Genomic DNA, 24716 nt, shown 5'->3' on the forward strand with positions numbered 1-24716 from the left:
GAGAACCGTTCTCAACAAATTGAGTCTCCACAACCACGCAGCCATCGTTTCGATGGGGAGGGAACACGCATGTTGATGTCCACGTCGCCGACCTTTCCGGCTCTCGCTACCGCCGCCAGGATCCGCGGCCGGATGCGCGCTCCAAATGCCCGCACCACCGGCCTCCTCCTGGTCGGCCTCGTCCACCTGCTGATGGTTGGGGCCCTGGTGAAGGGCTTCCAGCGCCACGCCGTCGAGGCGCCGCCGCTCATCAAGTTGAAGACGATCGTCGAACCCGAGGACAAGCTCAAACCCGCCGAGCCGCTGCGCATCCTGGAGCCGACGATCCAGACCCCGCGCGTGGTCGAGGTACCGATTCCTCCGGTGGACATCACCCAGACGAAAGAGCCGGTCATCGTCGCCGTGGGGGTGACCGACGGCAGGACATCCACGCCATCAGAGGTGACGGAACCCGGCGCAAAGCAAGAGGTGACCCCCACCCTGACGACCCCGCCCACCACCATCAAGACGCCCGGCGCGATCTGTACGCAGATGGCGGCGCCGGAGATGCCCGCAGTGAACTGGACCGGTGAAGCGGTATTCCGCGCCGTGGCTGACGTGCAGGGCGGCCGCGTCGTCGCCGTGCAACTGCAGACGCTCGGCGGATCGATGGATGCCCGCACCCGCCGCGCGTTCTCCAACGCCATCGAGGGCACGCTGAAGTCGCGCTACGTCTGCCCGGGCGAGCACCGCTTCCAGCAGGATTTCGCCTTCCGCATGGACTGACATCCCGCGCTGGCTTCGTGCAGAGGCCGAAATGACAAAAACGCCGGCACGCGAATCGCGTGGCCGGCGTTTTTCCTCCTGCGTCAACGCCTCGCCCTTCCGGGCGGCGACATCAGTGAAGCATCAGGCTGCCGTAGGGAGACACGGGCGTCGTGAACGCCATCAGCAGCCGCTCCGGGCGGAACTCGCCGACCGACTCGGCGCCCTGCCAGTGCGTCTCGATCGCATGCTCCAGGCCCTTGAGCACGCAGAACGACATGAAGGCGTGCTCCGCCTCCTCGCCGTCCATGTCCACATGCTGCAGCCGCACGCAGGCCGCGCGCAGGAAGTTCAGCATCTGGATGGGGCTGTCGGTGTCCGGGCAGTAACCGGCGCAGACCTCGATGTCTTCACGGGCATCGTCGGACAGCCAGAGGCGGCCATCGTCGATCCGGACATGCATCAGGTCGGGATTGGCGTCGATGCCGACCTCATCGTCGTGGAGCAGCGTGTACATGATGGTCGCGACGGTAGACGAAGGCGGCGGGGCCGTGTTCATCGGTGCCCTGACGCGACCCGCGCCAGTGTCAGATATGCACGCTGGAAGCTCCGTTTACATCATTTCCAGTCACTGCAGACTATGCCCGGACGCGGCGAAGCACCCGCAGTTCAGACGTTGCGCATCCAGTCCGCCGTGTTGGCGAAAGACGCCGCCAGGCGCCGCTGCAACTCGACGTCGAGCTCGCACTCGGCCATCGCCTGCGTCATCGCCGTCATCCACTGGTCGCGCTCGGCGATGCCGATGCGATACGGCATGTGGCGGGCGCGCAGGCGCGGATGGCCGAAGCGCTCCACGAAGTGGTCCGGCCCGCCCAGCCAGCCGCAGAGGAACCAGAACAGCTTGTCCCGCGAGCCATCCAGCGTCGTCGGGTGGATCGCCCGCAACTGCGCGAAGCGCGGCTCGAGGTCCATCAGGTCGTAGAAGCGGTCGACGAGTCGCCGCACCGCGTCCTCGCCGCCGACCCACTCGAAAGGGGTGGCGGGAGCGGCCCCCGTCGGGGTGTCTTCGGTGCTCGCCGTGTCGTCGGCGGCACCGGTATCGGTGGAATCGGTCATCAGGAAGCGGGGAGCAGGAAGCGCGAAGCGGAGGGGGTCACGCGTGACCCGCACAGTATTCCAGCACCTTCGACGCAAGTCCGCGGATCCCCTGCGCGGCGTCGCAGCCGGGGTAATGCTCCAGCAGCAACTGCCGCTTGAGCACGGCCTGCCGCACCATCGGGTCGTTCTTGACCTCGCCGAGCAGCTCCAGCTTGAAGGTCTGCCCCGGCGTCGGTCCGACGAAACGCTGCAGCACCTGCTGCAGCTGGCCGCAGATCAGCTTGCCCTCGCCTGGCCGGTTGGCCTGGTTGACGATCAGGCGCACCAGGCGGCGCTCCTGCTGGGTCGCGAGCACCTTGATCGTGGCGTACGCGTCCGTCAGCGAGGTCGGTTCCGGCGTCGCGACGACCAGCACGTCATTCGCCATCGACACCGAGAACAGCACCACGTCCGAGATGCCGGCGCCGGTGTCCAGCAGCACGTAGTCGAACCGCGGCCGCACGACCTCGAGGATGTGCAGCAGCTTGTCGCGCACGTCGGGCGTCAGCCGCGAATACTCGACCATGCCCGAGCCCGCCAGCAGCACGTGGAAGCCGCCCGGCGCCGGCAGGATCGCCTGCTCCAGGGTGCAGCGCTCGGTGAAGACATCGTGCAGCGTGAGCTTGGGGTGCAGGTTCAGCACCACGTCCAGGTTGGCCAGGCCGAGGTCGGCATCCAGCACCAGCACGCGCTCGCCGCGCGCGGCCAGGGCCGCCGCCAGGTTGGCGGTGACGAAGGTCTTGCCCACGCCGCCCTTGCCGCTCGTGACGGCCAAGGTGCGAGCGCCTCCGCGGGCATTCGATGCAGCAGGAGCTGTTGTATTGCTCATTCACTATCCTGTTGCGTTACGGCGAACAACATGCCCTTTTCCTCGGCGCTCACCAGCGAGTCCACATGGCTCTCGAGGCAGGCGCGGTTGCGGCCTTCGGCCTTGGCGCGGTAGAGCTGGCGGTCCGCCCGCTCCGTCCAGATCAGCGTCGACGACCGCACCCACTGCGGCGCGAACGCCCCGCCGATGCTGATCGTGCAGGTCAGCGGCGCATGGCCGGCGCCGGCGCTGATCGCCAGCGCCTGCACCCGCTGCCGGATGCGTTCCGCGACCGTCACCCCGAACGACGTCGGGCAGTTGGGCAGGATGATGGCGAATTCCTCGCCGCCGATCCGTGCCACCGTGTCCATCGGCCGCACCGTCTGCGCGATCGACTGGGCGACCGCGCGGATCACCATGTCGCCGGCCGCGTGGCCGTGCTGGTCGTTGACCGCCTTGAAGTGGTCGATGTCCAGCATCAGCAGCAGCGCCGGTTCCCCGGACCGCGCCACGCGATCGACCTCGCGGCCCAGTGCCATCTCGAAGCTGCGGCGGTTGACCAGCCCGGTCAACGCGTCCTTGCTGGAGAGATCGCACAAGGCGTCGAGGATGCCCTGCAGCCACGGCTCCGAATACGGCTCCGCGTCGGGCAGCATCGCACCGGCCTGCTGCAGCAGCTGCAGGGCCAGGTCCAGGCGCAGCTTGTGGGCTGCAATGAGACTTTGCGGAGCGTCCAAGGTCGATTCAAGCAATTTCCGGCGCAGTCTAGCGGCTTCCCCCTCAAATGAGCGCGCAGAAAAGAGGGGTTCCCCCCACCTCTTTCACACATCAAATGGACCAAACACAATCAAACTAGCATTGTCGACAATGGTGATCACCCGGTGCTACGGCATCTCCTCTTCGAAGAAAACCAAACAGCCCCATGCGCCAAGGTCAACCGGTCTCGCTCGCGGCCCCGTCGCCGGTGGAGGCGATCGATCATGAGTTCAGCTTCAGCAAGGCCGACTTCGAACGCGTCCGCCAGCTGATCTACCAGCACGCCGGCATCTCGCTGCACGACGGCAAGCATGCGATGGTCTACAGCCGGCTGTCGCGCCGCCTGCGCGACACCGGCTACAAGAGCTTCGCCGACTACCTCCAATGGCTGGAGGGCGTCACCGGCCCGCAAGGCGACCAGGAGTGGCAGGAGTTCGTGAACTGCCTGACCACCAACCTGACCTCGTTCTTCCGCGAGGACCACCACTTCACGTCGCTCACCGACGACCTCAAGACGCTCACCGGCAAGCCGATCCGCATCTGGTGCTGCGCGGCATCGACGGGCGAGGAGCCCTACTCCATCGCCATGACCTGCCAGGAATCGCTGGGCGCGAACAGCGGCGTGCAGATCGTCTCCAGCGACATCGACACCAACGTCCTGAACACGGCGCGCAAGGGCGTCTACGCGGCCGAGTCCCGCGGCCTGTCGCCGCAGCGGCTCAAGCAGTTCTTCCTGCGCGGCACAGGGGCCAACGCGGGCCGCATCCGCGTGCGCCCCGAACTGGCGAAGATGATCGACTTCCGCCCGCTGAACCTGATGCATGCCTCGTGGTCGCTGGGTGATCCCTTCCACGTCGTGTTCTGCCGCAACGTCATGATCTATTTCGACGCCCCGACGCAGCGCAAGGTGCTGGAGCGCATCCACAAGGTGATGCGTCCGGGCGGGCTGCTGTTCGTCGGGCATTCCGAGAACTTCACCGATTCCCGCGATCTCTTCCGCCTGCGCGGCAAGACGATCTACGAGCGCGTCGGCTGATCGCCGCGAACGATCCGCCGCACGACGATCCGAAGAACCCCCATTCAGCGACACCCCCATGACCCTGCCCTCCGCCTCCTCCGCGATGCAGCAAAGCGCGGCGCTGGCCAGCGCCGGCGCGGCCCGCGTGGCCCAGCTCAAGTCGGTGACGCGCAAGAACGGCGAGGCGTCGTTCTTCTTCTACGAAGCGCATTTCAAGAACGCCGCGGTCAAGGTGCTGCCCGGCGAGTACTTCGTCGACAACGACGACCTGCTGGTCATGACCACGCTGGGCTCGTGCATCGCCGCCTGCCTGTGGGACCGCCACGCGCAGATCGGCGGCATGAACCACTTCATGCTGCCCGAGGGCCACGGCGACTCGGGCCGTTACGGCTCGTTCGCGATGGAACTGCTGATCAACGAGATGATGAAGCGCGGCGCCTCCAAGAGCCGCATGGAAGCGAAGATCTTCGGCGGCGGCGCGGTGATCGCGGGCATGAACACGATCAACGTCGGCGAGCGCAACACCAACTTCGTCATCGATTTCCTGAAGCTCGAGCGCATTCCCATCGTGTCCAAGGACGTGATGGACGTCTACCCGCGCAAGGTGTGTTTCCTGCCCAAGAGCGGCAAGGCCATGGTCAAGCGCCTGGCGCCGACCAACACCGATGCCCTGGTCCAGCAGGACAAGGCCGCGGCGCAGCAGGCGCAACCGGTGGCGAGCACCGGCGGTTCGATCGATCTGTTCTGAGAAGACACTGACACCACTGAGGCAGCACGGAACAGCAGCGTGCCCGGAAGTACCGAGGAGTAAGAACCAATGGCCAAGACCACCGTCGTCGTCGTCGACGATTCCGCGCTGGTGCGGAGCATCCTGACCGAGATCATCAACCGCCAGCCCGACATGCAATGCATCGGGGCCGCGAGCGATCCGCTGGTCGCGCGGGAGATGATCCGAAACCTCAACCCTGACGTGATCACGCTCGACGTCGAGATGCCGAAGATGGACGGCCTCGACTTCCTGCAGCGCCTGATGCGCCTGCGACCGATGCCGGTCGTGATGGTGTCGACGCTGACCGAGCGCGGCGCCGAGGTCACGCTGAAGGCGTTGGAGCTGGGCGCGGTGGACTTCGTCGCCAAGCCCAAGATCGGCGTGGCCGACGGCATCCGCGCGCTGGCGCAGGACATCACGGACAAGATCCGCATCGCGGCGAAGGCGCAGATCCGCCGCCTGCACGCGCCGGGCCCGGCCGCCGCGCCGGGCGCCCCCGCGCCGGCGGGAGGGGCGACGCCGCCGCTCAAGCCGGCCTCTCCGATCGCGAGCCTGGGCCGGCTGTCGACCGAGAAGATAATCTTCATCGGCGCGTCGACCGGCGGCACCGAAGCGACCAAGGACGTGCTGATCAACCTGCCGGCCGACTGCCCGGCGGTCTGCATCACGCAGCACATGCCGGCGGGCTTCACCCGCAGCTACGCGGCGCGCCTGGACGGCCTGTGCAAGATCCGCGTGAAGGAAGCGCAGGACGGCGAGCGCATCCTGCCCGGCCACGGCTACATCGCACCGGGCGGCATGCACTTCAGCGTGGAGCGCTCCGGCGCCAACTACATCGCCCGCGTGCAGGACGGCGAGGCGGTGAACCGCCACAAGCCGTCGGTGGAGGTGCTCTTCAACTCCGCCGCGCGCGTGGTGGGTCAGAACGCGCTGGGCATCATGCTTACCGGCATGGGCGCCGACGGCGCCAAGGCGATGAAGACGATGAAGGACGCGGGCGCCTACAACCTCGTGCAGGACGAGGCGACCTGCGTCGTCTTCGGCATGCCGCGCGAGGCGATCAACGCTGGCGCCGCCGACGAGGTGCTGCCGCTGCACCAGATCGCCACGCGGCTGATCGAGCGCCTGCGCAGCACGGCGGGCATGTCGATGAACCGCGTGTGATGTGCGGTTGAATGGCGGTTGAATACGGGTGACCGGCGGTTGACCGTCACTTCCCGGCGGGGATGTCCTCGCCGGACACGAAACGGGCGCTGACGAGGCGCCCGTTTGCGTTTGGCCTCATTGCGCGCGGCTCTTCTTGTCTTCGCTGGTCCGGTCGCTGGTCCGGTTCACAGCTGGCTGCACGCGAGGCGCCACGGCGCCCTGGCGATCGTTGGCCGCGGCGACCAGCGTCGCCTGGCGCGCAGCCTGCTCGCGCGCCACGCGCTGCGCCTCCACCTTGGCGACGCGCTGCTCACGGGCGGCGATCTGCAGTTCGGCGTTGACGTCGTTGAACGCGTTGGCGTTCGAGACCAGCGCCAGCGCCGAGACGATCGCGATCAGCACCGTCAGCGCCGGGCCGACCACCGGAAAACGCGCCCACGGCGAGTAGGCGTAGCACGGCACCTGCGGGGTCACGCGGGGGCGGAGGCAGGCGGTGATGTCGGGCTCGTTCATGGTCGTTCCTTCGTTCATCGGGGGGAGTTCGGGATCAGTGCTGGTAATGCTAGATGCCCAACAAGCGCTCCACAAACGCTATATCCTTGCCTCCTTGAGTAGCCAAACTTTCCAACGAGTCGCTACAGTCGCCCTCGCCTTCCCTTCCCGTTCTCCCGGAGGACACCCGATGCGACTTCCCCGCCTGCCGCTCCAGTACCTGGCCGCCTTCCGGGCCGCCGCGCTGCACCAGAACCTGCGTGCCGCGTCCGAGGAACTCAACCTGACGCACTCCGCGGTGAGCCAGCAGATCCGTGCGCTGGAACTGCAGCTCGGCTTCCCGGTCTTCGATCGACAGGGGCGACGCGTGGTGTTGAACGCCGCCGGCGCAGCCCTGCTGCGCGGCGTGGAGCGCGCCTACCAGGAACTCGACCAGGGCCTGCGCGCCGCGACCTCCGCGCACGGCGTCGGGCAGCGCAGCCTGCGCGTGACGGTACTGCCCTCCTTCGCGCAGCGCTGGCTGCTGCCGCGGCTGGGCCGCTGGCACGCACGGCATCCCGAAGTGACGATCGAGATTGAGGCGACGGCCCGGCTCATCGACCTGGAGCGGGAAAAATTCGACATCGCGTTGCGGCAAGGCCTCGGTCCCTGGCCAGGCCTGACGAGTGAACCGCTCTTCGACCTCTCGATGCTGCCGGTCGCGTCGCCCGCGTTGGCGCACCAGTTGATTGGACAGCCGCTGGAGGCGCTGGCCCAGGCGCCGTTGCTCGGCGATCCGGCGCAGTGGGAGGACTGGTTCGCGCAGGCCGGGTTGCGGCGCCAGGTCGTGCCCGTCGCCATCTTCAACGACTTCGGCATCCTGCTGCAGGCGGCCGAGCAAGGCATGGGCGTCGGCCTGACGCGCGAATTGCTGGCGGCGGATGCACTGCTCGACGGCCGTCTCGTCCGCGTCGCGCCGCGGCAGGCGATGCTCAAGGAGCCGCAGCGGTATCACATCGTCTACGCGCCGCAGTCGCGCGAGGAACCTGCCGTGCGCGCCTTCATCGACTGGCTGCACGAGGAGACCGCGCAGTCGCGCGCGGCGCTGGACGGGTCGATGACCTGCCTGGCGACCGGCCGTGTCACGGGCCCGGCCACCGGCAAGGTCACGATGCCAGAAACAGTTCCTGCAGATCGCTGAGGAAGTCGAAACCGCGCGGTGTCGCGCGGATCACGGCCGGATCGGGATCGAGCAAGCCCTTCGCGCGCCCCTGCGCCATCGCCTTGGCGATCGCCGACGGCGGCAGGCCGGTGCGCTCGAGGAAGCTCTGCAGCGTCACGCCCTCGCGCAGGCGCAGCGCGTTCAGCATGAACTCGAAGGGCAGCTCGTTGCGGGCGACCTCGTTCTCGTTGGACACGGCCTGCCCCTCGGCCGCCTTCTGCATGAAGGTGGCGGGATCGCGCCAGCGGACCTGCCGCAGCAGCCGATGCGCGAAGCTGAGCTTCGTGTGCGCGCCGGCACCGATGCCGAGGTAGTCGCCGAACTGCCAGTAGTTGGTGTTGTGCGTGCAGCGATGGCCATCGCGCGCATAGGCCGAGACCTCGTAGCGCGACATGCCCTTCGCGCCGGTGCGCGCGGTGATCAGGTCCAGCATGTCGCTGGCCAGGTCGGGATCCGGCAGGTGTTCCGGCGGCGAGTTCGCAAAGCGCGTGTTGGGCTCGATCGTCAGGTGATAGACCGACAGGTGCGGCGGATCGAACGCCAGCGCGATGTCCAGGTCCTGGTCGAGTTCCGCCAGCGTCTGCCCCGGCAGCGCGTACATCAAATCGATGTTGAAGGTGCCGAAGGCACGGGCCGCCTCCTCGATCGCCGCGCGCGCCTGCGTGCCGCTGTGGATGCGCCCGAGCGCGTGCAGCTTCGCGTCGTCGAAGCTCTGCACGCCGATCGACAGCCGCGTCACGCCCGCCTGCGCGAAGCCGGCGAAGCGGTCCTTCTCGAAGGTGCCGGGATTGGCTTCCATCGTGATCTCGCAGCCCGGCTCCAGCGGCAGTCGCGCGCGCAGGTCGGAGATCAGCTCGGCGATCTGCTCCGGAGCGAACAGGCTGGGCGTGCCGCCGCCGATGAAGATCGACACGACGGAGCGGCCCCAGATCAGCGGCAGCGCCGCTTCCAGGTCCGAACGCAGCGCGGCGAGGTACTGGCGCGCGGTCTCCACGTCGAGCTCGCGCCCGTCGCGGTATTCATGCGAGTTGAAGTCGCAGTACGGGCACTTGCGGATGCACCACGGCAGATGCACGTATAGCGACAGCGGCGGCAGCGCCGACAGCGTCAGCGTGCCGGGCCGCATCATGCGGATGATGTCAGCCAAGGTGCCAGCTCTCGCGCATCTGGCGCAGCAGGTCTTGCGACGCGAGCGCGCGATGGCTCAATCGGTTCTTCACCTCGGCGCCCAGCGCCGCGACGCTCTTCCCGAGTTCGGGAATGAACAGCAGCGGGTCATAGCCGAAGCCGCCCTCGCCTTCCAGCGCATGCAGGATCTCGCCGTGCCAGCGGCCCATCGCGATCAGCGGTTCCGGGTCGTCGGCCGAACGCACCGCGACCAGCGCGCAGACGAAGCGGGCGCGCCGATCCTCGATGCCATCGAGCTTCTCGAGCAGCACACGGTTGTTTTCGGCGTCGCTCTTCTCGCGGCCGAACAGCGTCGCATAACGCGCCGACAGCACGCCCGGCATGCCGCCGAGCGCGTCGACCGCCAGACCCGAGTCGTCCGCCAGCGCCGGCAGGCCGCTGGCCTTCGCCGCATGACGGGCCTTGGTCAGGCCGTTCTCGACGAAGGTGTGGAAAGGCTCTTCCGCCTCCGGAATGCCGAGACTGCCTTGCGTCACGAGTTCGATGCCCAGCGGCTCGAACAGCGCCTGCAGTTCCTTCAGCTTCTTCGCATTGTTGGAGGCCAGGACCAACTTCATCGCTTGCTCCAATCGACGGAGATTACTGGGGATTCATCGGGCCTCCGCCCGCGAGGGTCGCCGGCGGAGCTCCCTGGAAAATCACTTCAGGCCGAGCGCCTCGCGCTGCGCGACGAGCAGCTCGCGGATGCCCTTCTCGGCGAGGTTCAGCAGCACGTCGACCTCGGCGCGCGTGAACGCGACGCCTTCGGCCGTGCCCTGCAGCTCGACGAAGTGTCCCGCACCGGTCATGACCACGTTCATGTCGGTGTCGCAGGCGGAGTCCTCGACGTACTCGAGGTCCAGCAGCGCCTGGCCGTCCAGGATGCCGACCGAGATCGCGGCGACCGCATCCTTCAGCGGCGACGCGGTGATCTTGCCCTGCGCGATCAGCCAGCTCACCGCGTCATGCGCGGCCACGTAGGCGCCGGTGATCGCCGCGGTGCGCGTGCCGCCGTCGGCCTGCAGCACGTCGCAGTCGATCTGGATCGTGCGCTCGCCGAGCTTGGACAGGTCGAACACCGCGCGCAGCGCGCGACCGATCAGGCGCTGGATCTCCTGCGTACGTCCGGTCTGCTTGCCGCGCGCGGCCTCGCGGTCGCTGCGGGTGTGCGTGGCGCGGGGCAGCATGCCGTATTCGGCGGTGACCCAGCCCTCGCCGCTGCCGCGCTTGTGCGGCGGCACCTTCTCTTCGACGGAGGCGGTGCACAGCACCTTGGTGTCGCCGAACTCGATCAGCACCGCGCCTTCGGCGTGGCGGGTGTAGTGGCGGGTGATGCGGACCGGACGCAAGGCGTCCGCCGCTCGCCCTTGCGGGCGGCTGGCGTTGCTGCTCATGAGGAAATCCTTTGGTGCCTTCAGTGGGGCTTCTTGCCGGCCTTGCGGATCGCGTCCTGGATCTCGCGCACGGCGGAGTCGATCTCGGCTTCGTCGAGCTGCACGTCCTGGGTCGCCCCATGGATCGTGGAGGCGAAGCCTTCCTGGTCCAGGTCCTGCGTGGAGATCGAGTCCGGGGCGTCGCCCTCGCCTTCCCACTCCACGGCCAGGGCCGTCACATTGTCGCTGCGCGCGCCGGCCTGGCGCAGCGCCTGCTCGACGAGCTCCGGCACCGCGTCGCCGACCGAGCGGCTGTCGGACATGTGGCGCAGGATGTCCACGTCGCTGACCGAGCTCCACAGCCCGTCCGAGCACAGCAGCATGCGGTCGCCGTTCTGCAGCAGCACCGGGCCGTTGACGTCGATCATCGGCTTGCCGGGGCTGCCGAGACACGTGAACAGCACGTGGCGGTTGAAGCGCTCGGCGCCGGTCGCGTGGCGGCCCAGCGCCTCCTGCAGCTCGCTGTAGGAGTGGTCCCGCGTGCGGGCGATCAGCTCGGTCTCGCGCAGCAGGTACATGCGGGAGTCACCGCAGTGCGCCCACCAGATCTGACCCTGTTGCATCAGCCCGACGACGATGGTCGTGCGCGGCGTGTCGTTCATGCCGCGCTGCTGCGCGTAGGTCAGCAGCTGCTGGTGCGCGAGCAGCACGGCCGTCTCCAGGAACTGCGACGGCTCCTTGATCACCGGCTGCGCGTCGCGCTGGAACAGCGCCGCGACGTTCTGGAGCGCCAGATGGGCGGCGACCTCGCCGTCCGGATGGCCGCCCATGCCGTCGGCCAGCGCGAAGAGACCGGCCTCACGGGTATAGCAATACCCCATGCGATCCTCGTTCTTCTCCCGGCCGCCACGGCGGCTCACCTGGTAGACGGAGAACTTCACGCCTTCGCCCCGGTCTTCAGGTTCTCCAGCTGCAGCTTGAGGCGCTCACTGAAGCTGAGCTTGGTGTAGCGGCGCTCGGTCTCACGCGAGAGCTCCTTCTGCAGCGCGAAGACGCTCTGCGGACGGGTCAGCGGATCGAGCGACATGCACCACTCGGTCACTTCGAGCAGGTTGTCGGAATACACGTTGCGCAGGCGCGAGAGCGACAGCCCCAGGCGGTCCTTCTCCAGCCGCTGCGGCGCGTCGTTGGGCGGATAGCCCTGCATGCAGGCGTAGATGCAGGCGCCGATCGCGTAGATGTCGGTCCACGGGCCCAGCGAGCCGTCGCGTCTGTACATCTCGGGCGCGGCGAAGCCGGGCGTGTACATCGGCCGGATGAAGTTGCCTTCCTTGGACAGCACCTCGCGCGCCGCGCCGAAATCGAGCAGCACCGCCTTGTTGTCGTTGGTGATGAAGATATTGGCCGGCTTGATGTCCAGGTGCAGCATCTTGTGCTGGTGCACGATGCGCAGGCCCTTGAGGATTTCGTCGAAAAGCGACCGGATGGTCGATTCCCGGAACACCTTGTCACGCTTCAAATCGCGCGCGGTCACGATGAAATCCTGCAAGGTATCGCCTTGCAGGTAATTCATGACCATATAGACGGTCTCGTTCTCGCGCAGGAAATTCAGCACCGAGACGACGCTCGGATGCGAAATCTGCGCGAGGGAACGACCTTCCTCGAAAAAGCTGCGCAACCCCAGGCGGTATAGGGGCTGCTTCTCCGGTTTCACGCGAGGCGTGAGTTCTCCGGGAGATCGTTCTGCAAGGGACGAGGGGAGGTATTCCTTCAGAGCGACCAAGTGATGGTCGGGGTCTTCGGCGAGATAAACCACGCCGAATCCACCCGCAGCCAATTTCTTGATGATCTGATAGCCCCCCACCACCGTGCCTGCGGGCAAGGGCGCCGGTTTCGGCTTTGACATAATCGCGGTTCGATTGTTCTACCGATAGCTGATGCCAGTTTACAGCATGACCGGTTATGCCAGCGCCACGGCACAACCCGCGAACTCCGGCGAAACCCCTAGCCCGGCCACCCAACCTGCGGTCACGGTGGAGGCGCGCTCGGTGAACGGACGCTTCCTCGACCTGAGCTTTCGCATGCCCGACGAGCTGCGCTCGCTCGAGCCGGCCCTGCGCGAGCTTGTCTCGGGCAGCGTCAAGCGAGGCAAGATCGAACTGAGGATCAACACCCATCGAGACACCGACAATTCCTGGCCGAACCCGCAGCCAGAGCAGCTCAACCGGCTTTCGCGGCTGGAATCGCAGGTGCAATCCTGGCTGCCGAAAGCGCAGGGACTGAGCGTCCAGGAAGCCTTGAACTGGTGCAAGACCGGCGCGACGGGCGTCTCGGCGAACGACGAGACGGTGCTCGACGCCGCGCGTCACTGCATCCAGGGATTCCTCGAGGCGCGTGAGCGCGAAGGCGCCAAACTGGTCACGATGCTCAAGCAGCGCGTCGCCACTTTGCGGGACCTCGCCACACAAGCCGAGCCGCTGATCCCGGCCGCGGTGCAACGTCAGCGCGAGCGTTTCCTGGAACGCTGGCAGGAGGCGCTGAGCGCCACCAGCGCCACGCAGACGATCTCCGAGCAGACCCTGCAGGAGCGCGCCGTCAACGAGGCGGCCGCCTACGCGCTGCGCATCGACGTGGCCGAGGAGCTCACGCGGCTGCGCTCGCACCTGGACGAGATCGAGCGCCTGCTCAAGAAGGGCGGCGAGGTCGGCAAGCGGCTGGACTTCCTGATGCAGGAACTGCACCGCGAGGCCAACACGCTGGGCTCGAAGGCCGCGGCCATCGAGCTGACCAACATCTCGGTCGAGATGAAGGTCGCGATCGAGCAGATGAAGGAACAGGTGCAGAACATCGAGTGAGCGGCGTGGCCGTCATGCGACGGCCACCCTCTTCCTCAGCACCACAGGCCCTGGCATCACGGCGATCACCGTATCCAGCGCCTCGCTCGCCCGCTCCAGCACCACGCGGCCGTCGGCTTCCACGACCGGCAGCGCCTGCGACGCGAAGTCGAGCCAGCGCACATCGAGCCGCCCCAGCAGCGCCAGCCGCTTGCGCCGCACGCGCTCGCGCAACTGCGTGCGCTGCGCCGTGGTCAGGCCGTAGCGATCCTCGGTCTGCGCGCCGCTGCCGCGCGGGATGAACGGCAGGATGCTCAGTCGTCGCACGCCGAGCTGGAGGCAATGCTCCGCCATCCAGTCGAGCACCCATTCGCCACCGGCGACGATGGTTGTCTGGACGGTGGTCGGCACGCGCGCGACGAGCATCTCGCGCAGATGCGCCGTCGCCAGATCGAAGGCCGGCCGCCCGACGATCGCATCGTGATGCGCCTGATCGCCATGCAGGCTCAGCTTCACCGTGGTGCCCGTCGCGCGCAGCGCGGCCAGCAGCCTGTCCGGCAGCGCGATGCCGTTGGTCGTGAGTCGTGTCGCGCAGCCGCCGGCCCGCGCGTGGACGAGCAATTCCGCGAGTCCAGGATGGATCGTCGGCTCCCCGCCGCAGAAGTGGACGGTCCGCATGCCGTGGGCGACGAGCCAGTCCACCCGCTGCTTCAGCAATCCGACGTCGGGATGCACACCGTCCGGCGGCGCCAGGCAGAAGCCGCAGCGCGCATTGCAGTAGCGCGTCACGCGAAAGCACATCGTCGCCGGCAGCCGCGGTTCCATGGTGATGTCTCCCTGGCCCGCGAGGTCGGCGCCGATGCGCCGGTGCATGGAAGCGCTGGCGCGTTGATGCATTGATGCACCTTCGCGCTTGCGCGTTTCAGCGCTGCCGACTCTCCGCGAGCATGTTGCAGAAGAGTGCGCCCTGCTCGATCGCGTCGTCAAGCGCGACGTGGGAATGCGGCAGATCGTCGAACCAGCGCTTGGGCATCGCGCTCTTGGTGCTGCGGCGGTAGTCGCGGCGCAGCATCACCATGGCCATCGTCTTGACGTCGAGCGCCGAGAAGCTGAACGGGCTGCGCCCGGCGAAGCGGATCAGGTACCAGTAGACGAACATGAAGTCGAAGGACGCCGGATAGCCGACGAACACGGGCTGTCCGGGCAGCGCCTCCAACCAGTCGACGTAGTCGACCATCGCGGCCTGCGGCGCACGCGGGTCGACGCGCGAGGCCTCCCAGGCATCCGGATGCTGCGCCCACCACGCCATCGTGTCGGGATGACCGGCGGCGTCGGGCAGCGTCTCCAGGTTCGCCGAGAAGGTCGCCACCAGCGTCTTGTCCGCGAGGTACGCGGCCGAGCCGAAGCTCAGCATCGAATGCGGGCCGGGGATCGGGCCGTCGACCTCGACATCGGTGCTGACGTAGATCTCGGTGCGGTTCTTGTCGATCATGAGGCCGCAGTATCGACGCTGCGCAGGTGTTCGCGAAGCCAGCGCGCCACGTCGGCGCGACCCCGCTTGCACAAGGCCGTGTTCCAGTCCTTGCAGCGCGCGGGCGGCGGCAGACGCCTCACGCGCGGCAGACGCCGCGCATACGCGGCCGCCTCGCGTTCCCCCGGCCGGTTGCCGTCGAATCCCAGCCAGGCCAGCCGATCAGCGCAGACCTCCGGCAGCCATGGCGCCCAGCGTCCGATCGTGGCCACGCCACTGCAACCGCAGACCGCCAGCGACAGCGCGTCGAAGACGCCCTCGACGAGGATCAACGGCTCGCCGCGCCAGCCGTCCCCGATCGCCACGACACCGCCGCCCGGACCGATCGTCAGCATCTTGTCCTGCCCGCGTTGCGTGTCGAGATAACGACCGTGGACCGACACCATCAGGCCCGCGTGGTCATGCAGGGCCACGAGCACCGCGGGTCGTCCCGCCCAGTCCGGATCGAAGCGCAGACCCGCCGCATCCGCGACGGCCAGCGGAATGCCGCGTCGTTCGACGTACGCCTTCCCCGGCGTCCCGGCCAGCGGCAGCGCCCGCGCGAAGCGCTCCGTCGGCGATTCGCCGGACCGGGGCATGCAGACGGGGTCGCGGGTGAAGGGGACCATGCCGCGATCTTCCTCCTCGTCAGGACCGGCTGTTACCTGGCGATCCCCCCAGTTCCGCAATTGACCTCTCCGGAGCGGTGGCCTAGCTTGGCGACTAGAACTGCGGCACCAGCGCCCAGCGATGAGGACCAAGGGGAGGAACATGGCCAAGCGACGATCGCAGGCAGGTCGAATGACGGGAGCGCCCCCATGCTGAGCGAGCGCTCGCCCCAGCTCGTCGGCCGCGCGCCGGCCTTCCTGCAGGCGCTGACGCTGATCGAGCGCATGGCGCGTTACGACGCGCCCGTGCTGATCGTCGGCGAGACCGGCACCGGCAAGGAACTGGCCGCGCGCGCGATCCATTACCAGTCGGAGCGGCGCGACGCGCCCTTCGTGCCGCTGAACTGCGGCGCCGTGCCGGAAACGCTGATCGAGAGCGAGCTCTTCGGCTGCGAGCGCGGCGCCTTCACCGACGCCCGCCAGGCGCGCAGCGGCCTCATCGCGGCGGCCGAGGGCGGCACGCTGTTCCTGGACGAACTCGACTCGCTGCCGCTGCGCGCGCAGGTGTCGCTGCTGCGCTTCCTGCAGGACTACCGCTACCGCCCGGTCGGCGGCACGCGCGAATGCAGCGGCGACGTGCGCGTTGTCGCCGCGGCCAGTCCGCGCCTGCACGAGCTGCTGGAAACCGGCGCCTTCCGCGACGACCTGGCCTTCCGCCTCAACGTGCTGCTGCTGGAGATGCCGCCGCTGCGCGACCGGCCCGGCGATGCGCGCGTGCTGGCGGAGCACTTCATCGCGAGACATGCGCGGCAGCACGCGCTGCCGCCGCGCGCGCTCGCGCCCGGCTGCGTCGACTGGATCGCGCGTTACGCGTGGCCCGGCAACGTGCGCGAGCTCGACAACCGCGTGCAGCGCGCGCTGCTGCTCTCGGACGGCGAGGAGCTCGATCTGCGCCCGTGTGCCACGAGCGCAGCGAGCGCAACGGGCACGGTCGCCGCGGGCGGTGCCATCGTCCCCGCCGGCGCCTCACGCACCGGCGCTTCAGGGGACGGCCGCGCGTCCGCCGGCGACCTCCGCGCCTTCAACGATGCGCGCGACGAGGCCATGCTGCACTTCGAGCGCAGCTACCTCGAACAGCTGATGCATTCGGCTCACGGCAACGTGACACACGCCGCCCGCCTCGCCGGCAAGGAACGCCGCGCGCTGGGCAAGCTGCTGAAGAAGCACGGGCTCGAACGCGGCGCGTTCGACTCCCCGAACTGATCCCGCCCCCGGACGTCCACGCCGCCGCGCACCTCGCGGCGGCTTCGCCGCGATCATCACGCAGGCGATGACCTACGCCGCGATGCTGTTCTTCTTCCGCAGCGGGTCCGACCGGCGGCACCTGATCCCCTGGGGCGCGGCGGACCCAGCGGGTCGCGACAGGCGGGTCCGCGATCACCCACTCGGCGGCCTCTTCCGCCCGCCTCTCCTCTGACAACTGTCGTCGGCACCTCCCCGCAACACCTGGCACGTTCCTCGCATTGAGGGATCACAACGTTGCTGGAGACGCCGTTGTGCGAAGACGCAGGCACGAGAAGACGGCGAGCGGAGTCGGCCATCCTGGCCCACCTCGCCCGCCATCCGCTCGCCGCCGACACCGAGCAGGGCATCGCGCAATGGTGGTTGGGCCCGATGGGCGTGGACGTTCCGCTGGCCGACGTGCGGCAGGCGCTGGAGGCGCTGCTGCGCGACGGCCGCATCGAACGCGCCACGCTGCCCGACGGGCGCGCGATCTTCCGCGCGCCGCGGTCGGCCGGCCCCTGACCTGGCGACGTCCGCCGACACGCATTCCCAGTCAATCCCGAGGCACCCAGAGGACTTCAGGCGCATGGCCAACATCCAGGCGATCCACTCGGTCGGCCACTCGATCGTGACCTACCTGCGCAACACCTACCCGGCCGACGCCGGCGGGTCGGCGATGCCGGAGTGCGACGTCGTCCTGCTGTCGTCCGGGGAACTCGCGGGTCCGCAGGAGGACACGACGCGGCTCTCCCTGTACCTGTACCGCGTGACGGTCAACGAGCATCTGCGCCAGCACCGCCCCGACCGCATGTCCGGCGAGCAGCAGGCGCCGCTCGGACTGGACCTGCACTTCCTCCTCAGCGCCTGGGCCAGCAACCCGCAGGACGAGCTGCTGCCCTTCGCCTGGGCGATGCGGCAGCTCTACGAGCACCCGATCCTCGACGCCTCCGCGTTGTCGCCGGAAGCCGGCTGGGGGCCCGACGAGGTGATCCAGATCATCCCGTCCGAACTGTCCACCGAGGACATGATGCGCATCTGGGACGCGCTGGAGCCGGCGTACCGGCTGTCGGTCTCCTACATCGCGCGCCGCGTGCGCCTCGATCCGGACAGGATCCTCGACGCCGGACCGGTCGTCGCCACGCGCTTCGGCTACGGCACCGCCGTGCCCGCGGGGAATGCGTCGCCGGGCGCGCCTGGAGCCGCGCCATGACGCTGCTGATCCGTGAGCTGGAACGCATCGACACGCGCGTGCTGGGCGCGCTGCGCTGCATCGACGCGGCCACGCGCGTGCAGGTCGCCACGCCCCTGGACGTGCGCATCGCCGGCGCGACGGTGCGGCGCAATCGCAGCGGGCTGTACGTGATCGTGCGCGCCGAGGCGCCCCTCACGCTCGCGGCGCACGAGGCCGCCTTCGACAACGCGCCCGGCACGCCGACCGTCGGCGACGTCACGCTGTCCGTGACCGTCACCGACCCCGCCGGCCGCTATCTGCCGCGCCGCGCCGCGCTCGCGCTGCCGCGAGATCCGCAGCCCGCGAATGCCGCGTCGCCCGAGTCCCTGTTCCGCCCGGTCGAGTTGCCCCTGTACCCGTCCGCCATCGCGCCCACGGGCATGAACTGGTCGGTGCTGCGCCTGAGCGTGCACGAGACCGGCAGCCTCGACGCGCTCGGCGGCGCCCTGCTGCTCGTGCGCGCCGGCGGCAACGTGCTGGCGCGTGCCCTCACCGACTGGCGCGGCGAAGCGCTGCTGCCGGTGCCCGGCGTGCCGGTGACGACCTGGTCCGACGATCCGGACGAGGTCGTGGTCACCGAGCTGGCCGCCCGCGTCGAATGGTGCTTCGACCCCGCCCCCGGCGCGGCCGGCACCCGCACGCCGGCGGCCCAGGTGCGTGCCGGCCGTGCGCCGGCGGTCCTGCCGCTCGTCGATCCGGACGACCTCGAATCCCGCGCCGCCGCGCTGCCCAACGCCACGCTGGACGTGGCGCTGGCGGCGGGGCGTTCTCAGTCGTTTTCCCTTCCCCTCGCACTGCCATGAAGGACTTCCTGAAGGCCCCGCGAGTTGTTCGTCACGGCGATTCCCACCGCGGCACGGTCCGCGGATGCGCCTTCAGGCAAAGGAGATAGGCCATGCCCGAATACCTGGCACCCGGCGTCTACGTCGAAGAGACCAGCTTCCGCGCCAAGTCCATCGAGGGCGTGGGCACCAGCACCACCGCCTTCGTCGGTCCGACGCGACGCGGCCCCGTCGACGGCGTGCCGGAGATGGTGACCAGCCTCACCGATTTCGAGCACGTCTACGGCAGCCTCGAGAACCTCGGGCTGAGCGACGTCACCGACGCGCGGCGGCGCCTGAACTTCGTGGCGCACGCGGTGCGGGCCTACTTCGACAACGGCGGCTCGCGGCTCTACGTCGTGCGCACCTTCAACGCCGCCGGCACCGCAGCGGGACGGCTGCGCGACCCCGGCGGCACGCCGGCCGAAGGCGCCTTCATCCGCGCGCGCTTCCCCGGCGCGGCCTACAACGGCCGGGTGCTGTTCCGCGAGTCGCGCCGCCCCGCGACGCTGCGCACCATGGGCACGGCGCCGGCGGGCAGCATCCTTGCGGTGACCCCGAACGGCGGCACCGAGACGCTCTACACCGGCAGCGGCGCCACCTGGGTCGACTCCGCAGCCGCCGCGCTGTCGCTGGCGGGCCTCGGGCCGGATGACGTGCCCGGCGGCGCGGGCGCCACGGCCACCCTCGTGACGTTGGCGCTGGACGTGATCGACGCCGACGGCGGCGCGCAGACCTGGGAAGACATCGGCGTGGCGCGCGCGCATCCGCGCTGGCTCGGCGCGGTGCTGGCGAGGACGCCGGCCAGCCGCGCGGAGGCGCTCATCAACACGGTCTGGGCCGACATCGGCGACGCGGTCGACGGCTTCGAGCTGATCGCCGCGATCCGCGCCCTGCCGCTCGTGCCCGGCGACGCCGACGGCCGCCGCGTGCTCGCGCTGGGATCGGGCGTCGGCAGCGAAGCGGGCAGCGACGGCGTCGCGCCGACGCTCGGCGCCGAGACCACGCCCGGCAGCTACGCCGCGGCGCTCGCGATCCTGTCCGGCGTCGAGGACGTCTCCATCGTCGCCGCGCCCGGCAGCAGCGCCTACGCCGAGGCGCAGGCCGTGCAGAACGCGCTGATCGCGCATGCCGAGCGCCGCCGCGCCTACCGCATCGCGGTGCTGGACAGCGCGCCCGCGCAGACACCCGGCGACATGCGCGTCGCGCGCGGTCGCGTCGACTCCAAGTACGCCGCGCTCTACTACCCCTGGGTCGTCGTCGCCAACCCGCTCTCCCGTCCGGGCCGCGACGACATCCCCAAGGAGATCGCACTGCCGCCGTCGGGTTTCGTCACCGGCATCTACGCGCGCAACGACATCCAGCGCGGCGTCTACAAGGCGCCGGCCAACGAGGTCGTCACCGGCGCGCTGCGCTTCGAGTCCGACGTCAACTTCGCGCAGCAGGAGCTGCTCAATCCGCTGGGCGTGAACTGCCTGCGCTACCTCAGCGGGCGCGGCTACCGCGTCTGGGGCGCGCGGCTGGTCTCCAGCGATCCGGAGTGGAAGTACGTCTCCGACCGGCGCTACTTCAACTACCTCGAGTCCAGCATCGACCGCGGCACGCAGTGGGCCGTCTTCGAGCCCAACGGCGAACGGCTCTGGGCCAACGTGCGCCAGACCATCTCGGACTTCCTCTACAACGAATGGCGCAACGGCGCGCTGCTGGGCAGCACGGTGGAGCAGGCCTTCTTCGTGCGCTGCGACCGCAGCACGATGACCCAGAACGACCTCGACAACGGCCGCCTGGTCTGCCTGATCGGCGTGGCCCTCATCAAGCCGGCCGAGTTCGTCATCTTCCGCATCGGCCAGAAGACGGCCGACGCGGCATGACGACGATGTCCGGCCCGGGCCGCATGCCCCGCCCGACACGCACAACACGCACAACGCGCACGACAAGCACGACCCCTCTCAAAGGCCCTGTCGCTTAGGAGCACCCCACCATGGCCAACCGCACCACGCCCTACGGCGCCTTCAACTTCCTCGTCAACTTCGACGGCGGCGAGGTCTTCGGCGGCTTCTCGGACGTCTCCGGGCTGGGCACCGAGCTCACCGTGGCCGAGTACCGCTTCGGCAACGACAAGGAGAACCACGTCCGCAAGGTCGCCGGCGTGCACAAGGTCTCGGACGTCACGCTCAAGCGCGGCATCCTCAACTCCAAGGCCCTGTTCGACTGGATCGGCGAGGCCCGTGTCAAGGGCCCCGCCGCGCAGAAGAGCGTCACCGTCACGCTGCTCGACGAGGCGCAGAAGCCCGTCCAGTCCTGGGTGCTGCGCGGCGTGATCCCGATGAAGTACACGGGACCGACGCTGGCCGGCAAGGGCGGCGGGGACGTGGCGATCGAGGAAGTCGTGCTGTCGGCCGAAGCGCTGGAGTTGACGGTGTGATCTGCCGTACTGCCACGGCCGCTGGCCCTCACCCCTGCCCTCTCCCGCAAGCGGGAGAGGGAGCAAGAGCGCGCTCATGAGCCTCGTCTTCGAACCCGCCGCCCCGGCCGCGCCGCCTGATGCGCAGCGCGCCGACGTTGCCTGCTTCGTGGGTTTCGTCGGCCGCCGCGCGGGGCGCCCGCTGCCCGACGCGCTGCGCACGCAGCTGGATGCGGGCGGCTGGGTGACGGGTCCGTGGGCACGTCCGGCGGCGCAGGTCGAGGCCCTGCTCAACCTCCCGCTCGTGCTGGACAGCTGGCATCTGTTCGACCGCTTCTACGCGTGGGACGAACGACCGGTCGACGTGCCGGCAACACCTGACCCCCTCGATCCGCTCGACCCGATCACGCTGGCCGAGGCAACGCCGCGCCGCTGCGCCACCTACCTGGGCGCCGCGGTGCGCAGCTTCTTCGCACGCGGCGGCAAGCGCGCGATCGTCATCCGCGTCGGAGATCCCTGGCCCTACCTCGAGGACGCCGCCCAGCGCGCCACGCAGCGCGCCGCCCGCCTGGCGCTGCTGCTGCCCGGCATGGTCTCGACATCCGCGCCCTTCGCGCCGCACGACCCCGCCACCTGGCAAGGCGTGCAGCACCTCTACGGCCTGCCGGACGACAGCCTGCTGCTGCTGCCCGACCTGCCCGACGCCGTCGCCACCGTGCCGCCGCCGCCCGATCCGGACCGGCCGTCCGCGCCGCAGCCGGAGGGCTTCGCGCCGTGCGACGTGGAAGCGCCGGAGCCGCGGGACACCTCGCTGCTCCGCATCCCCGCGCCGCGGCTCGACGATGCCGGCTACACGCGCTGGCGCCAGGCGATCCGCGACACGCGGGACTTTCTCGACCGCCGCCAGCGCGCGGCGATGCTGCTGGCCGCGCTGCCCTTGCCGCTCGCGGGCAGCCTCGCCGCCAAGGGCCTGCATGCGCAGGCCGATCCGCGCACCTGGCTGGAACAGACGCAGATCCTGCGCAGCGCCTTCGACGAAGACACGCCGCAAGGCCGCCCTGCCGAAGCGCTCTCCCAGCTCGCCTGGCCTTGGCTGCGCACGCGCGCCGCGCGCACCGACCTGCCGCAAGGTCTGGAGCCGGCGGACGGCGTGCTCGCCGGCCTGATCGCACAGGGTGCGATCGCGAACGGCACCTTCCGATCCGTGGCCGGCGACGCCTCGGTGCCGCTGCTGCGCGACCTCGGCGGCGCGGAGCCGATGCCCGCCTGGGGCCTGGGCGACGACAGCCCGGCCGGCCGGCTCGCGCAGCGCGTGTGCCTCTTCGCGCCGGGCGCGGACGGCTGGGCGCTGCAATCCGACGTGACGACGTCCGCGATGGACCCCTGGCGCTTCGGCGGCGCAAGCCGGCTGATCGGCACCCTCCTGCGCGCCGCGCGGCGCGCCGGCGACGGCGCCGTGTTCGAGCCCAACGGCCCGAAGCTCTGGGCCCATCTGCGCGGCACGCTGGAGGACCTGCTCGCCGGCTTCTGGCGCGAAGGCGCGTTCAACGGCGGCGCGATGTCAGAGGCCTTCGAAGTGCTGTGCGACCGCACGACGATGACACAGAGCGACCTCGACGCCGGCCGGCTTGTCGCCTACGTGCGCGTGCGCCCGGCGATGTCGATCGAGCGCATCACCGTCGTGCTCCAGCTCGGCCAGGCGGCCGGCTCGGTCGCCGCCACCGTCACTCAACGGGAGGCCGCATGAGCGCCGACGACCTCTTCATTGGCCTGCACGTCTTCCGCTTCGAGGTCACCTTCAAGCGGGTCGGCACCGGCAGCGGCCCCGTCGAGGTCTGCGGCGGCGCGTTCTCGGACTGCACGGGCCTGGAAGCCACGATGGAGCCCAAGCTCATCAAGGCCGGCGGCGCCAACTACGGCGCCACGCAGCGCGCGGGCACCGTGAGCTTCGCGACGGTCGTGCTCAAGCGCGGCTTCACGCGCAGCCGCGACCTGTTCCGCTGGTTCCAGACCGTGGGCGGCGGCGGCTACGCCTACCGCCTGGCCGCCGAGATCGCCGTGCAGGACACGCAAGGCCAGACCGTGCTGACCTGGGGACTGGACCGCTGCCTGCCGGTGAAGTTCAAGGCCGCCGACCTCAACGCCAAGGGCAGCGACATCGGCATCGAGGAACTGCACCTGGCGCACGAAGGCCTGCGCCTGCTCGATGCGGGAGGCGCGTGATGCCCTGGCTGCCCGACGCTCCGACGGTGGCCTCGGCCACGTTCAAGGTGCTGGAAGGAACCGGCGCCGGCGGGCCCGCGTTCGACGTGCAGTTCAACCCGGCGTCGCTCGAATACACGATCAGCAATGAGTTCGACGACCGCAACGGCAACAACGGCGCGCGCCAGTTCGTCAAGAAGAGCAGCGCCAAGCTGACGATGACGCTGATCTTCGACACCACCGAGACCGGCGCGTCGGTGCGCGACGTCACGGCCAACATCGCCGGGCTGCTGGAGCCGGCCAAGGATGGCTCGAAGAAGTTCGCGCCCAAGGTCGAATTCGGATGGGGCACCTACGCCTTCAAGGGCGTGGTCGAGCAGTTCAAGGAGACGCTGGACTTCTTCTCGCCCGAAGGCGTGCCGCTGCGCTCCAGCATCAACCTGACGCTGGGGAGCCAGGAGGTCGAGTTCCAGAGCAGCAGGAACCCCGCCCCGGCGGTCGACCGCAACGCGCAGCCCGAGCCCGTCAGCGCGGCACCGGGCGCCGGCGCGGCCGACGTCGCCAACGCGCTCGGCGATCCGCGCGCGGCCCGGGCCATCGCCGGAGCCAACGGCGCGGCCAGCCTGCGCTTCGGCGCGGAGGCCGGGCTGTCGGTGGGCGGCAGCATCTCGCTGTCGGCGGCGGCGGACTTCTCGGTCGGCGCGAGCGCCGGTGCCGGCATCGGTATCGGCGGCGGCGCCGGCATCGGTGGGGGCATCGGCGCCGGCATCAGTGGCGGGATCGGTGGTGGCATCGGTGCCGGCATCAGCGGAGGCATCGGCGCCGGCGTCAGCGGCGGGATCGGTATCAGTGGCGGCGTCAGCGCCGGGGCCGGTGTCGGCATCGGCGTCGGCGCCTCGGCGGGCGCCGGCGCGTCCATCGGCGGTGGCGCGTCCATCGGCGGTGGCGTGTCCGCCCACGGCGGCTTCAACGTCGGCGCCGCGCTGACGGCCACCGCGGGCCCCGCCTTCGCCGACCTGCGCCTCTCGCCGCCCAGCATCAACGTCGATGTCCTCGACGCCCGCGCCGCCCTGCTGCCCGCGCCGCGGGTGGCCGGATCCGCCAGCTTCAGCCCCGGCGGTCGCGCCGTGGCGCAGGCCGGCGGCAGCCTCAGCGCCGATGTCGGCGCGCACGCGGACCTGCACGGCCGCATCCGTTTCGGGAGTTGATCC

General features: G+C 69.5%; 28 protein-coding genes. 15 read left to right on the forward strand and 13 right to left on the reverse strand.

Features of this window, described 5'->3' with window-relative positions:
* The first annotated feature begins 69 nt into the window (after nucleotides 1–69).
* A complete protein-coding gene (locus ACQ4L4_RS12880; protein WP_431104598.1) occupies nucleotides 70–765 on the forward strand; it encodes a hypothetical protein in 696 nt (231 codons plus the stop codon).
* 112 nt (nucleotides 766–877) lie between these two features.
* Here the strand turns inward: ACQ4L4_RS12880 and ACQ4L4_RS12885 are convergent, their stop codons facing one another.
* The 4 genes from ACQ4L4_RS12885 to ACQ4L4_RS12900 form a co-directional block, all read right to left on the reverse strand.
* Nucleotides 878–1261 (reverse strand): hypothetical protein, encoded by a 384-nt coding sequence (locus ACQ4L4_RS12885; RefSeq protein ID WP_431104599.1) that lies wholly within the window; start codon nucleotides 1259–1261, stop codon nucleotides 878–880.
* A 152-nt stretch (nucleotides 1262–1413) separates the two neighbouring features.
* A complete protein-coding gene (locus tag ACQ4L4_RS12890; protein ID WP_377152986.1) occupies nucleotides 1414–1860 on the reverse strand; it encodes a group II truncated hemoglobin in 447 nt (148 codons plus the stop codon).
* 37 nt (nucleotides 1861–1897) lie between these two features.
* Entirely contained in the window at nucleotides 1898–2710 is an 813-nt protein-coding gene (locus ACQ4L4_RS12895; protein WP_431104600.1) for a MinD/ParA family protein, read from the reverse strand.
* Nucleotides 2707–3426, reverse strand: coding sequence for a GGDEF domain-containing protein (locus tag ACQ4L4_RS12900; protein WP_377152982.1), 720 nt, complete (start codon nucleotides 3424–3426; stop codon nucleotides 2707–2709). The genes ACQ4L4_RS12895 and ACQ4L4_RS12900 overlap by 4 nt, the downstream gene beginning before the upstream one ends.
* A 185-nt stretch (nucleotides 3427–3611) precedes the next feature.
* Here ACQ4L4_RS12900 and ACQ4L4_RS12905 point away from each other — a divergent pair, with 185 nt between their 5' ends.
* The 3 genes from ACQ4L4_RS12905 (at nucleotide 3612) to ACQ4L4_RS12915 (ending at nucleotide 6396) form a co-directional block, all read left to right on the forward strand.
* On the forward strand, nucleotides 3612–4481 hold the full coding sequence (locus ACQ4L4_RS12905) for a CheR family methyltransferase (protein WP_431104601.1): 870 nt from the start codon (nucleotides 3612–3614) through the stop codon (nucleotides 4479–4481).
* 58 nt (nucleotides 4482–4539) lie between these two features.
* Nucleotides 4540–5211 carry a chemoreceptor glutamine deamidase CheD gene (cheD, locus tag ACQ4L4_RS12910; RefSeq protein ID WP_431104602.1) on the forward strand — a complete coding sequence of 224 codons (672 nt, stop codon included), beginning with the start codon at nucleotides 4540–4542 and terminating at the stop codon, nucleotides 5209–5211.
* Between the two features lie 69 nt (nucleotides 5212–5280).
* Nucleotides 5281–6396 (forward strand): protein-glutamate methylesterase/protein-glutamine glutaminase, encoded by a 1116-nt coding sequence (locus tag ACQ4L4_RS12915; protein WP_377152976.1) that lies wholly within the window; start codon nucleotides 5281–5283, stop codon nucleotides 6394–6396.
* A gap of 117 nt (nucleotides 6397–6513) precedes the next feature.
* On the opposite strand, the gene ACQ4L4_RS12920 is transcribed toward ACQ4L4_RS12915, so the two are convergent.
* A complete protein-coding gene (locus ACQ4L4_RS12920) occupies nucleotides 6514–6891 on the reverse strand; it encodes a hypothetical protein (protein WP_431104603.1) in 378 nt (125 codons plus the stop codon).
* A 169-nt stretch (nucleotides 6892–7060) separates the two neighbouring features.
* Between ACQ4L4_RS12920 and ACQ4L4_RS12925 the strand changes: the two genes are divergently transcribed.
* On the forward strand, nucleotides 7061–8050 hold the full coding sequence (locus ACQ4L4_RS12925) for a LysR substrate-binding domain-containing protein (RefSeq protein ID WP_431104604.1): 990 nt from the start codon (nucleotides 7061–7063) through the stop codon (nucleotides 8048–8050).
* On the opposite strand, the gene hemW is transcribed toward ACQ4L4_RS12925, so the two are convergent.
* The 5 genes from hemW to ACQ4L4_RS12950 form a co-directional block, all read right to left on the reverse strand.
* Nucleotides 8016–9200, reverse strand: coding sequence for a radical SAM family heme chaperone HemW (gene hemW / locus ACQ4L4_RS12930; RefSeq protein ID WP_431104933.1), 1185 nt, complete (start codon nucleotides 9198–9200; stop codon nucleotides 8016–8018). The genes ACQ4L4_RS12925 and hemW overlap by 35 nt on opposite strands.
* Before the next feature lie 10 nt (nucleotides 9201–9210).
* Entirely contained in the window at nucleotides 9211–9816 is a 606-nt protein-coding gene (gene rdgB / locus ACQ4L4_RS12935; protein ID WP_431104605.1) for an RdgB/HAM1 family non-canonical purine NTP pyrophosphatase, read from the reverse strand.
* An 81-nt stretch (nucleotides 9817–9897) separates the two neighbouring features.
* On the reverse strand, nucleotides 9898–10632 hold the full coding sequence (gene rph / locus ACQ4L4_RS12940) for a ribonuclease PH (protein WP_431104606.1): 735 nt from the start codon (nucleotides 10630–10632) through the stop codon (nucleotides 9898–9900).
* Between the two features lie 20 nt (nucleotides 10633–10652).
* Nucleotides 10653–11552, reverse strand: a complete 900-nt coding sequence (locus ACQ4L4_RS12945; protein WP_067275106.1) for a PP2C family protein-serine/threonine phosphatase — start codon at nucleotides 11550–11552, stop codon at nucleotides 10653–10655.
* A complete protein-coding gene (locus ACQ4L4_RS12950) occupies nucleotides 11549–12517 on the reverse strand; it encodes a serine/threonine protein kinase (RefSeq protein WP_058936168.1) in 969 nt (322 codons plus the stop codon). The genes ACQ4L4_RS12945 and ACQ4L4_RS12950 overlap by 4 nt, the downstream gene beginning before the upstream one ends.
* A 31-nt stretch (nucleotides 12518–12548) precedes the next feature.
* On the opposite strand from ACQ4L4_RS12950, the gene ACQ4L4_RS12955 reads away from it, so the two are divergent.
* A complete protein-coding gene (locus ACQ4L4_RS12955; RefSeq protein ID WP_431104607.1) occupies nucleotides 12549–13466 on the forward strand; it encodes a YicC/YloC family endoribonuclease in 918 nt (305 codons plus the stop codon).
* 12 nt (nucleotides 13467–13478) lie between these two features.
* On the opposite strand, the gene ACQ4L4_RS12960 is transcribed toward ACQ4L4_RS12955, so the two are convergent.
* Genes ACQ4L4_RS12960 through ACQ4L4_RS12970 form a run of 3 tightly spaced genes read right to left on the reverse strand, consistent with a single transcriptional unit; the run spans nucleotide 13479 to nucleotide 15584 of the window.
* Complete coding sequence (locus tag ACQ4L4_RS12960) at nucleotides 13479–14342, reverse strand: radical SAM protein (RefSeq protein WP_431104608.1); 864 nt, start codon at nucleotides 14340–14342, stop codon at nucleotides 13479–13481.
* A gap of 25 nt (nucleotides 14343–14367) precedes the next feature.
* Entirely contained in the window at nucleotides 14368–14937 is a 570-nt protein-coding gene (locus ACQ4L4_RS12965) for a 3'-5' exoribonuclease domain-containing protein (RefSeq protein ID WP_431104609.1), read from the reverse strand.
* Nucleotides 14934–15584 carry a DUF7146 domain-containing protein gene (locus ACQ4L4_RS12970; RefSeq protein WP_431104610.1) on the reverse strand — a complete coding sequence of 217 codons (651 nt, stop codon included), beginning with the start codon at nucleotides 15582–15584 and terminating at the stop codon, nucleotides 14934–14936. The genes ACQ4L4_RS12965 and ACQ4L4_RS12970 overlap by 4 nt, the downstream gene beginning before the upstream one ends.
* 189 nt (nucleotides 15585–15773) lie before the next feature.
* On the opposite strand from ACQ4L4_RS12970, the gene ACQ4L4_RS12975 reads away from it, so the two are divergent.
* The 9 genes from ACQ4L4_RS12975 to ACQ4L4_RS13015 all read left to right on the forward strand — a co-directional run bounded on the left by ACQ4L4_RS12975 (nucleotide 15774) and on the right by ACQ4L4_RS13015 (nucleotide 24713).
* Complete coding sequence (locus ACQ4L4_RS12975) at nucleotides 15774–16826, forward strand: sigma 54-interacting transcriptional regulator (RefSeq protein ID WP_431104611.1); 1053 nt, start codon at nucleotides 15774–15776, stop codon at nucleotides 16824–16826.
* Nucleotides 16827–17117: 291 nt separating this feature from the next.
* Nucleotides 17118–17369 carry a hypothetical protein gene (locus ACQ4L4_RS12980; RefSeq protein WP_431104612.1) on the forward strand — a complete coding sequence of 84 codons (252 nt, stop codon included), beginning with the start codon at nucleotides 17118–17120 and terminating at the stop codon, nucleotides 17367–17369.
* 64 nt (nucleotides 17370–17433) lie between these two features.
* Nucleotides 17434–18057: a DUF4255 domain-containing protein gene (locus ACQ4L4_RS12985; protein ID WP_431104613.1), complete on the forward strand. Its 624-nt coding sequence runs from the start codon at nucleotides 17434–17436 to the stop codon at nucleotides 18055–18057.
* On the forward strand, nucleotides 18054–18881 hold the full coding sequence (locus tag ACQ4L4_RS12990; protein WP_431104614.1) for a hypothetical protein: 828 nt from the start codon (nucleotides 18054–18056) through the stop codon (nucleotides 18879–18881). The genes ACQ4L4_RS12985 and ACQ4L4_RS12990 overlap by 4 nt, the downstream gene beginning before the upstream one ends.
* A 92-nt stretch (nucleotides 18882–18973) precedes the next feature.
* The gene (locus ACQ4L4_RS12995; protein WP_431104615.1) at nucleotides 18974–20770 is read left to right on the forward strand and encodes a phage tail sheath family protein; all 1797 of its coding nucleotides are present in this window, start codon (nucleotides 18974–18976) and stop codon (nucleotides 20768–20770) included.
* 110 nt (nucleotides 20771–20880) lie between these two features.
* A complete protein-coding gene (locus tag ACQ4L4_RS13000; protein WP_431104616.1) occupies nucleotides 20881–21324 on the forward strand; it encodes a phage tail protein in 444 nt (147 codons plus the stop codon).
* 76 nt (nucleotides 21325–21400) lie between these two features.
* Entirely contained in the window at nucleotides 21401–23050 is a 1650-nt protein-coding gene (locus tag ACQ4L4_RS13005; RefSeq protein WP_431104617.1) for a phage tail protein, read from the forward strand.
* Complete coding sequence (locus ACQ4L4_RS13010; RefSeq protein WP_431104618.1) at nucleotides 23047–23526, forward strand: phage tail protein; 480 nt, start codon at nucleotides 23047–23049, stop codon at nucleotides 23524–23526. Before ACQ4L4_RS13005 ends, ACQ4L4_RS13010 begins: the two co-directional genes overlap by 4 nt.
* On the forward strand, nucleotides 23526–24713 hold the full coding sequence (locus ACQ4L4_RS13015; protein WP_431104619.1) for a hypothetical protein: 1188 nt from the start codon (nucleotides 23526–23528) through the stop codon (nucleotides 24711–24713). The genes ACQ4L4_RS13010 and ACQ4L4_RS13015 overlap by 1 nt, the downstream gene beginning before the upstream one ends.
* Nucleotides 24714–24716: the final 3 nt, after the last annotated feature.

It is taken from the genome of Roseateles noduli (assembly GCF_050626985.1).
In the GTDB taxonomy this organism is placed as follows: Bacteria; Pseudomonadota; Gammaproteobacteria; order Burkholderiales; family Burkholderiaceae_C; genus Roseateles; species Roseateles noduli_A.

Excerpts from the sequence above, each read along its gene's own strand:
- ACQ4L4_RS12880 (WP_431104598.1), top strand. The coding sequence starts at position 70 with ATGTTGATGTCCACGTCGCCGACCTTTCCGGCTCTCGCTACCGCCGCC.
- ACQ4L4_RS12885 (WP_431104599.1), bottom strand. The coding sequence starts at position 1,261 with ATGTACACGCTGCTCCACGACGATGAGGTCGGCATCGACGCCAATCCC.
- ACQ4L4_RS12890 (WP_377152986.1), bottom strand. The coding sequence starts at position 1,860 with ATGACCGATTCCACCGATACCGGTGCCGCCGACGACACGGCGAGCACC.
- ACQ4L4_RS12895 (WP_431104600.1), bottom strand. The coding sequence starts at position 2,710 with ATGAGCAATACAACAGCTCCTGCTGCATCGAATGCCCGCGGAGGCGCT.
- ACQ4L4_RS12905 (WP_431104601.1), top strand. The coding sequence starts at position 3,612 with ATGCGCCAAGGTCAACCGGTCTCGCTCGCGGCCCCGTCGCCGGTGGAG.
- cheD (WP_431104602.1), top strand. The coding sequence starts at position 4,540 with ATGACCCTGCCCTCCGCCTCCTCCGCGATGCAGCAAAGCGCGGCGCTG.
- ACQ4L4_RS12915 (WP_377152976.1), top strand. The coding sequence starts at position 5,281 with ATGGCCAAGACCACCGTCGTCGTCGTCGACGATTCCGCGCTGGTGCGG.
- ACQ4L4_RS12920 (WP_431104603.1), bottom strand. The coding sequence starts at position 6,891 with ATGAACGAGCCCGACATCACCGCCTGCCTCCGCCCCCGCGTGACCCCG.
- ACQ4L4_RS12925 (WP_431104604.1), top strand. The coding sequence starts at position 7,061 with ATGCGACTTCCCCGCCTGCCGCTCCAGTACCTGGCCGCCTTCCGGGCC.
- hemW (WP_431104933.1), bottom strand. The coding sequence starts at position 9,200 with ATGATGCGGCCCGGCACGCTGACGCTGTCGGCGCTGCCGCCGCTGTCG.
- rdgB (WP_431104605.1), bottom strand. The coding sequence starts at position 9,816 with ATGAAGTTGGTCCTGGCCTCCAACAATGCGAAGAAGCTGAAGGAACTG.
- rph (WP_431104606.1), bottom strand. The coding sequence starts at position 10,632 with ATGAGCAGCAACGCCAGCCGCCCGCAAGGGCGAGCGGCGGACGCCTTG.
- ACQ4L4_RS12950 (WP_058936168.1), bottom strand. The coding sequence starts at position 12,517 with ATGTCAAAGCCGAAACCGGCGCCCTTGCCCGCAGGCACGGTGGTGGGG.
- ACQ4L4_RS12955 (WP_431104607.1), top strand. The coding sequence starts at position 12,549 with ATGCCAGTTTACAGCATGACCGGTTATGCCAGCGCCACGGCACAACCC.
- ACQ4L4_RS12960 (WP_431104608.1), bottom strand. The coding sequence starts at position 14,342 with ATGCATCAACGCGCCAGCGCTTCCATGCACCGGCGCATCGGCGCCGAC.
- ACQ4L4_RS12965 (WP_431104609.1), bottom strand. The coding sequence starts at position 14,937 with ATGATCGACAAGAACCGCACCGAGATCTACGTCAGCACCGATGTCGAG.
- ACQ4L4_RS12970 (WP_431104610.1), bottom strand. The coding sequence starts at position 15,584 with ATGGTCCCCTTCACCCGCGACCCCGTCTGCATGCCCCGGTCCGGCGAA.
- ACQ4L4_RS12975 (WP_431104611.1), top strand. The coding sequence starts at position 15,774 with ATGCTGAGCGAGCGCTCGCCCCAGCTCGTCGGCCGCGCGCCGGCCTTC.
- ACQ4L4_RS12985 (WP_431104613.1), top strand. The coding sequence starts at position 17,434 with ATGGCCAACATCCAGGCGATCCACTCGGTCGGCCACTCGATCGTGACC.
- ACQ4L4_RS12990 (WP_431104614.1), top strand. The coding sequence starts at position 18,054 with ATGACGCTGCTGATCCGTGAGCTGGAACGCATCGACACGCGCGTGCTG.
- ACQ4L4_RS12995 (WP_431104615.1), top strand. The coding sequence starts at position 18,974 with ATGCCCGAATACCTGGCACCCGGCGTCTACGTCGAAGAGACCAGCTTC.
- ACQ4L4_RS13000 (WP_431104616.1), top strand. The coding sequence starts at position 20,881 with ATGGCCAACCGCACCACGCCCTACGGCGCCTTCAACTTCCTCGTCAAC.
- ACQ4L4_RS13005 (WP_431104617.1), top strand. The coding sequence starts at position 21,401 with ATGAGCCTCGTCTTCGAACCCGCCGCCCCGGCCGCGCCGCCTGATGCG.
- ACQ4L4_RS13010 (WP_431104618.1), top strand. The coding sequence starts at position 23,047 with ATGAGCGCCGACGACCTCTTCATTGGCCTGCACGTCTTCCGCTTCGAG.
- ACQ4L4_RS13015 (WP_431104619.1), top strand. The coding sequence starts at position 23,526 with ATGCCCTGGCTGCCCGACGCTCCGACGGTGGCCTCGGCCACGTTCAAG.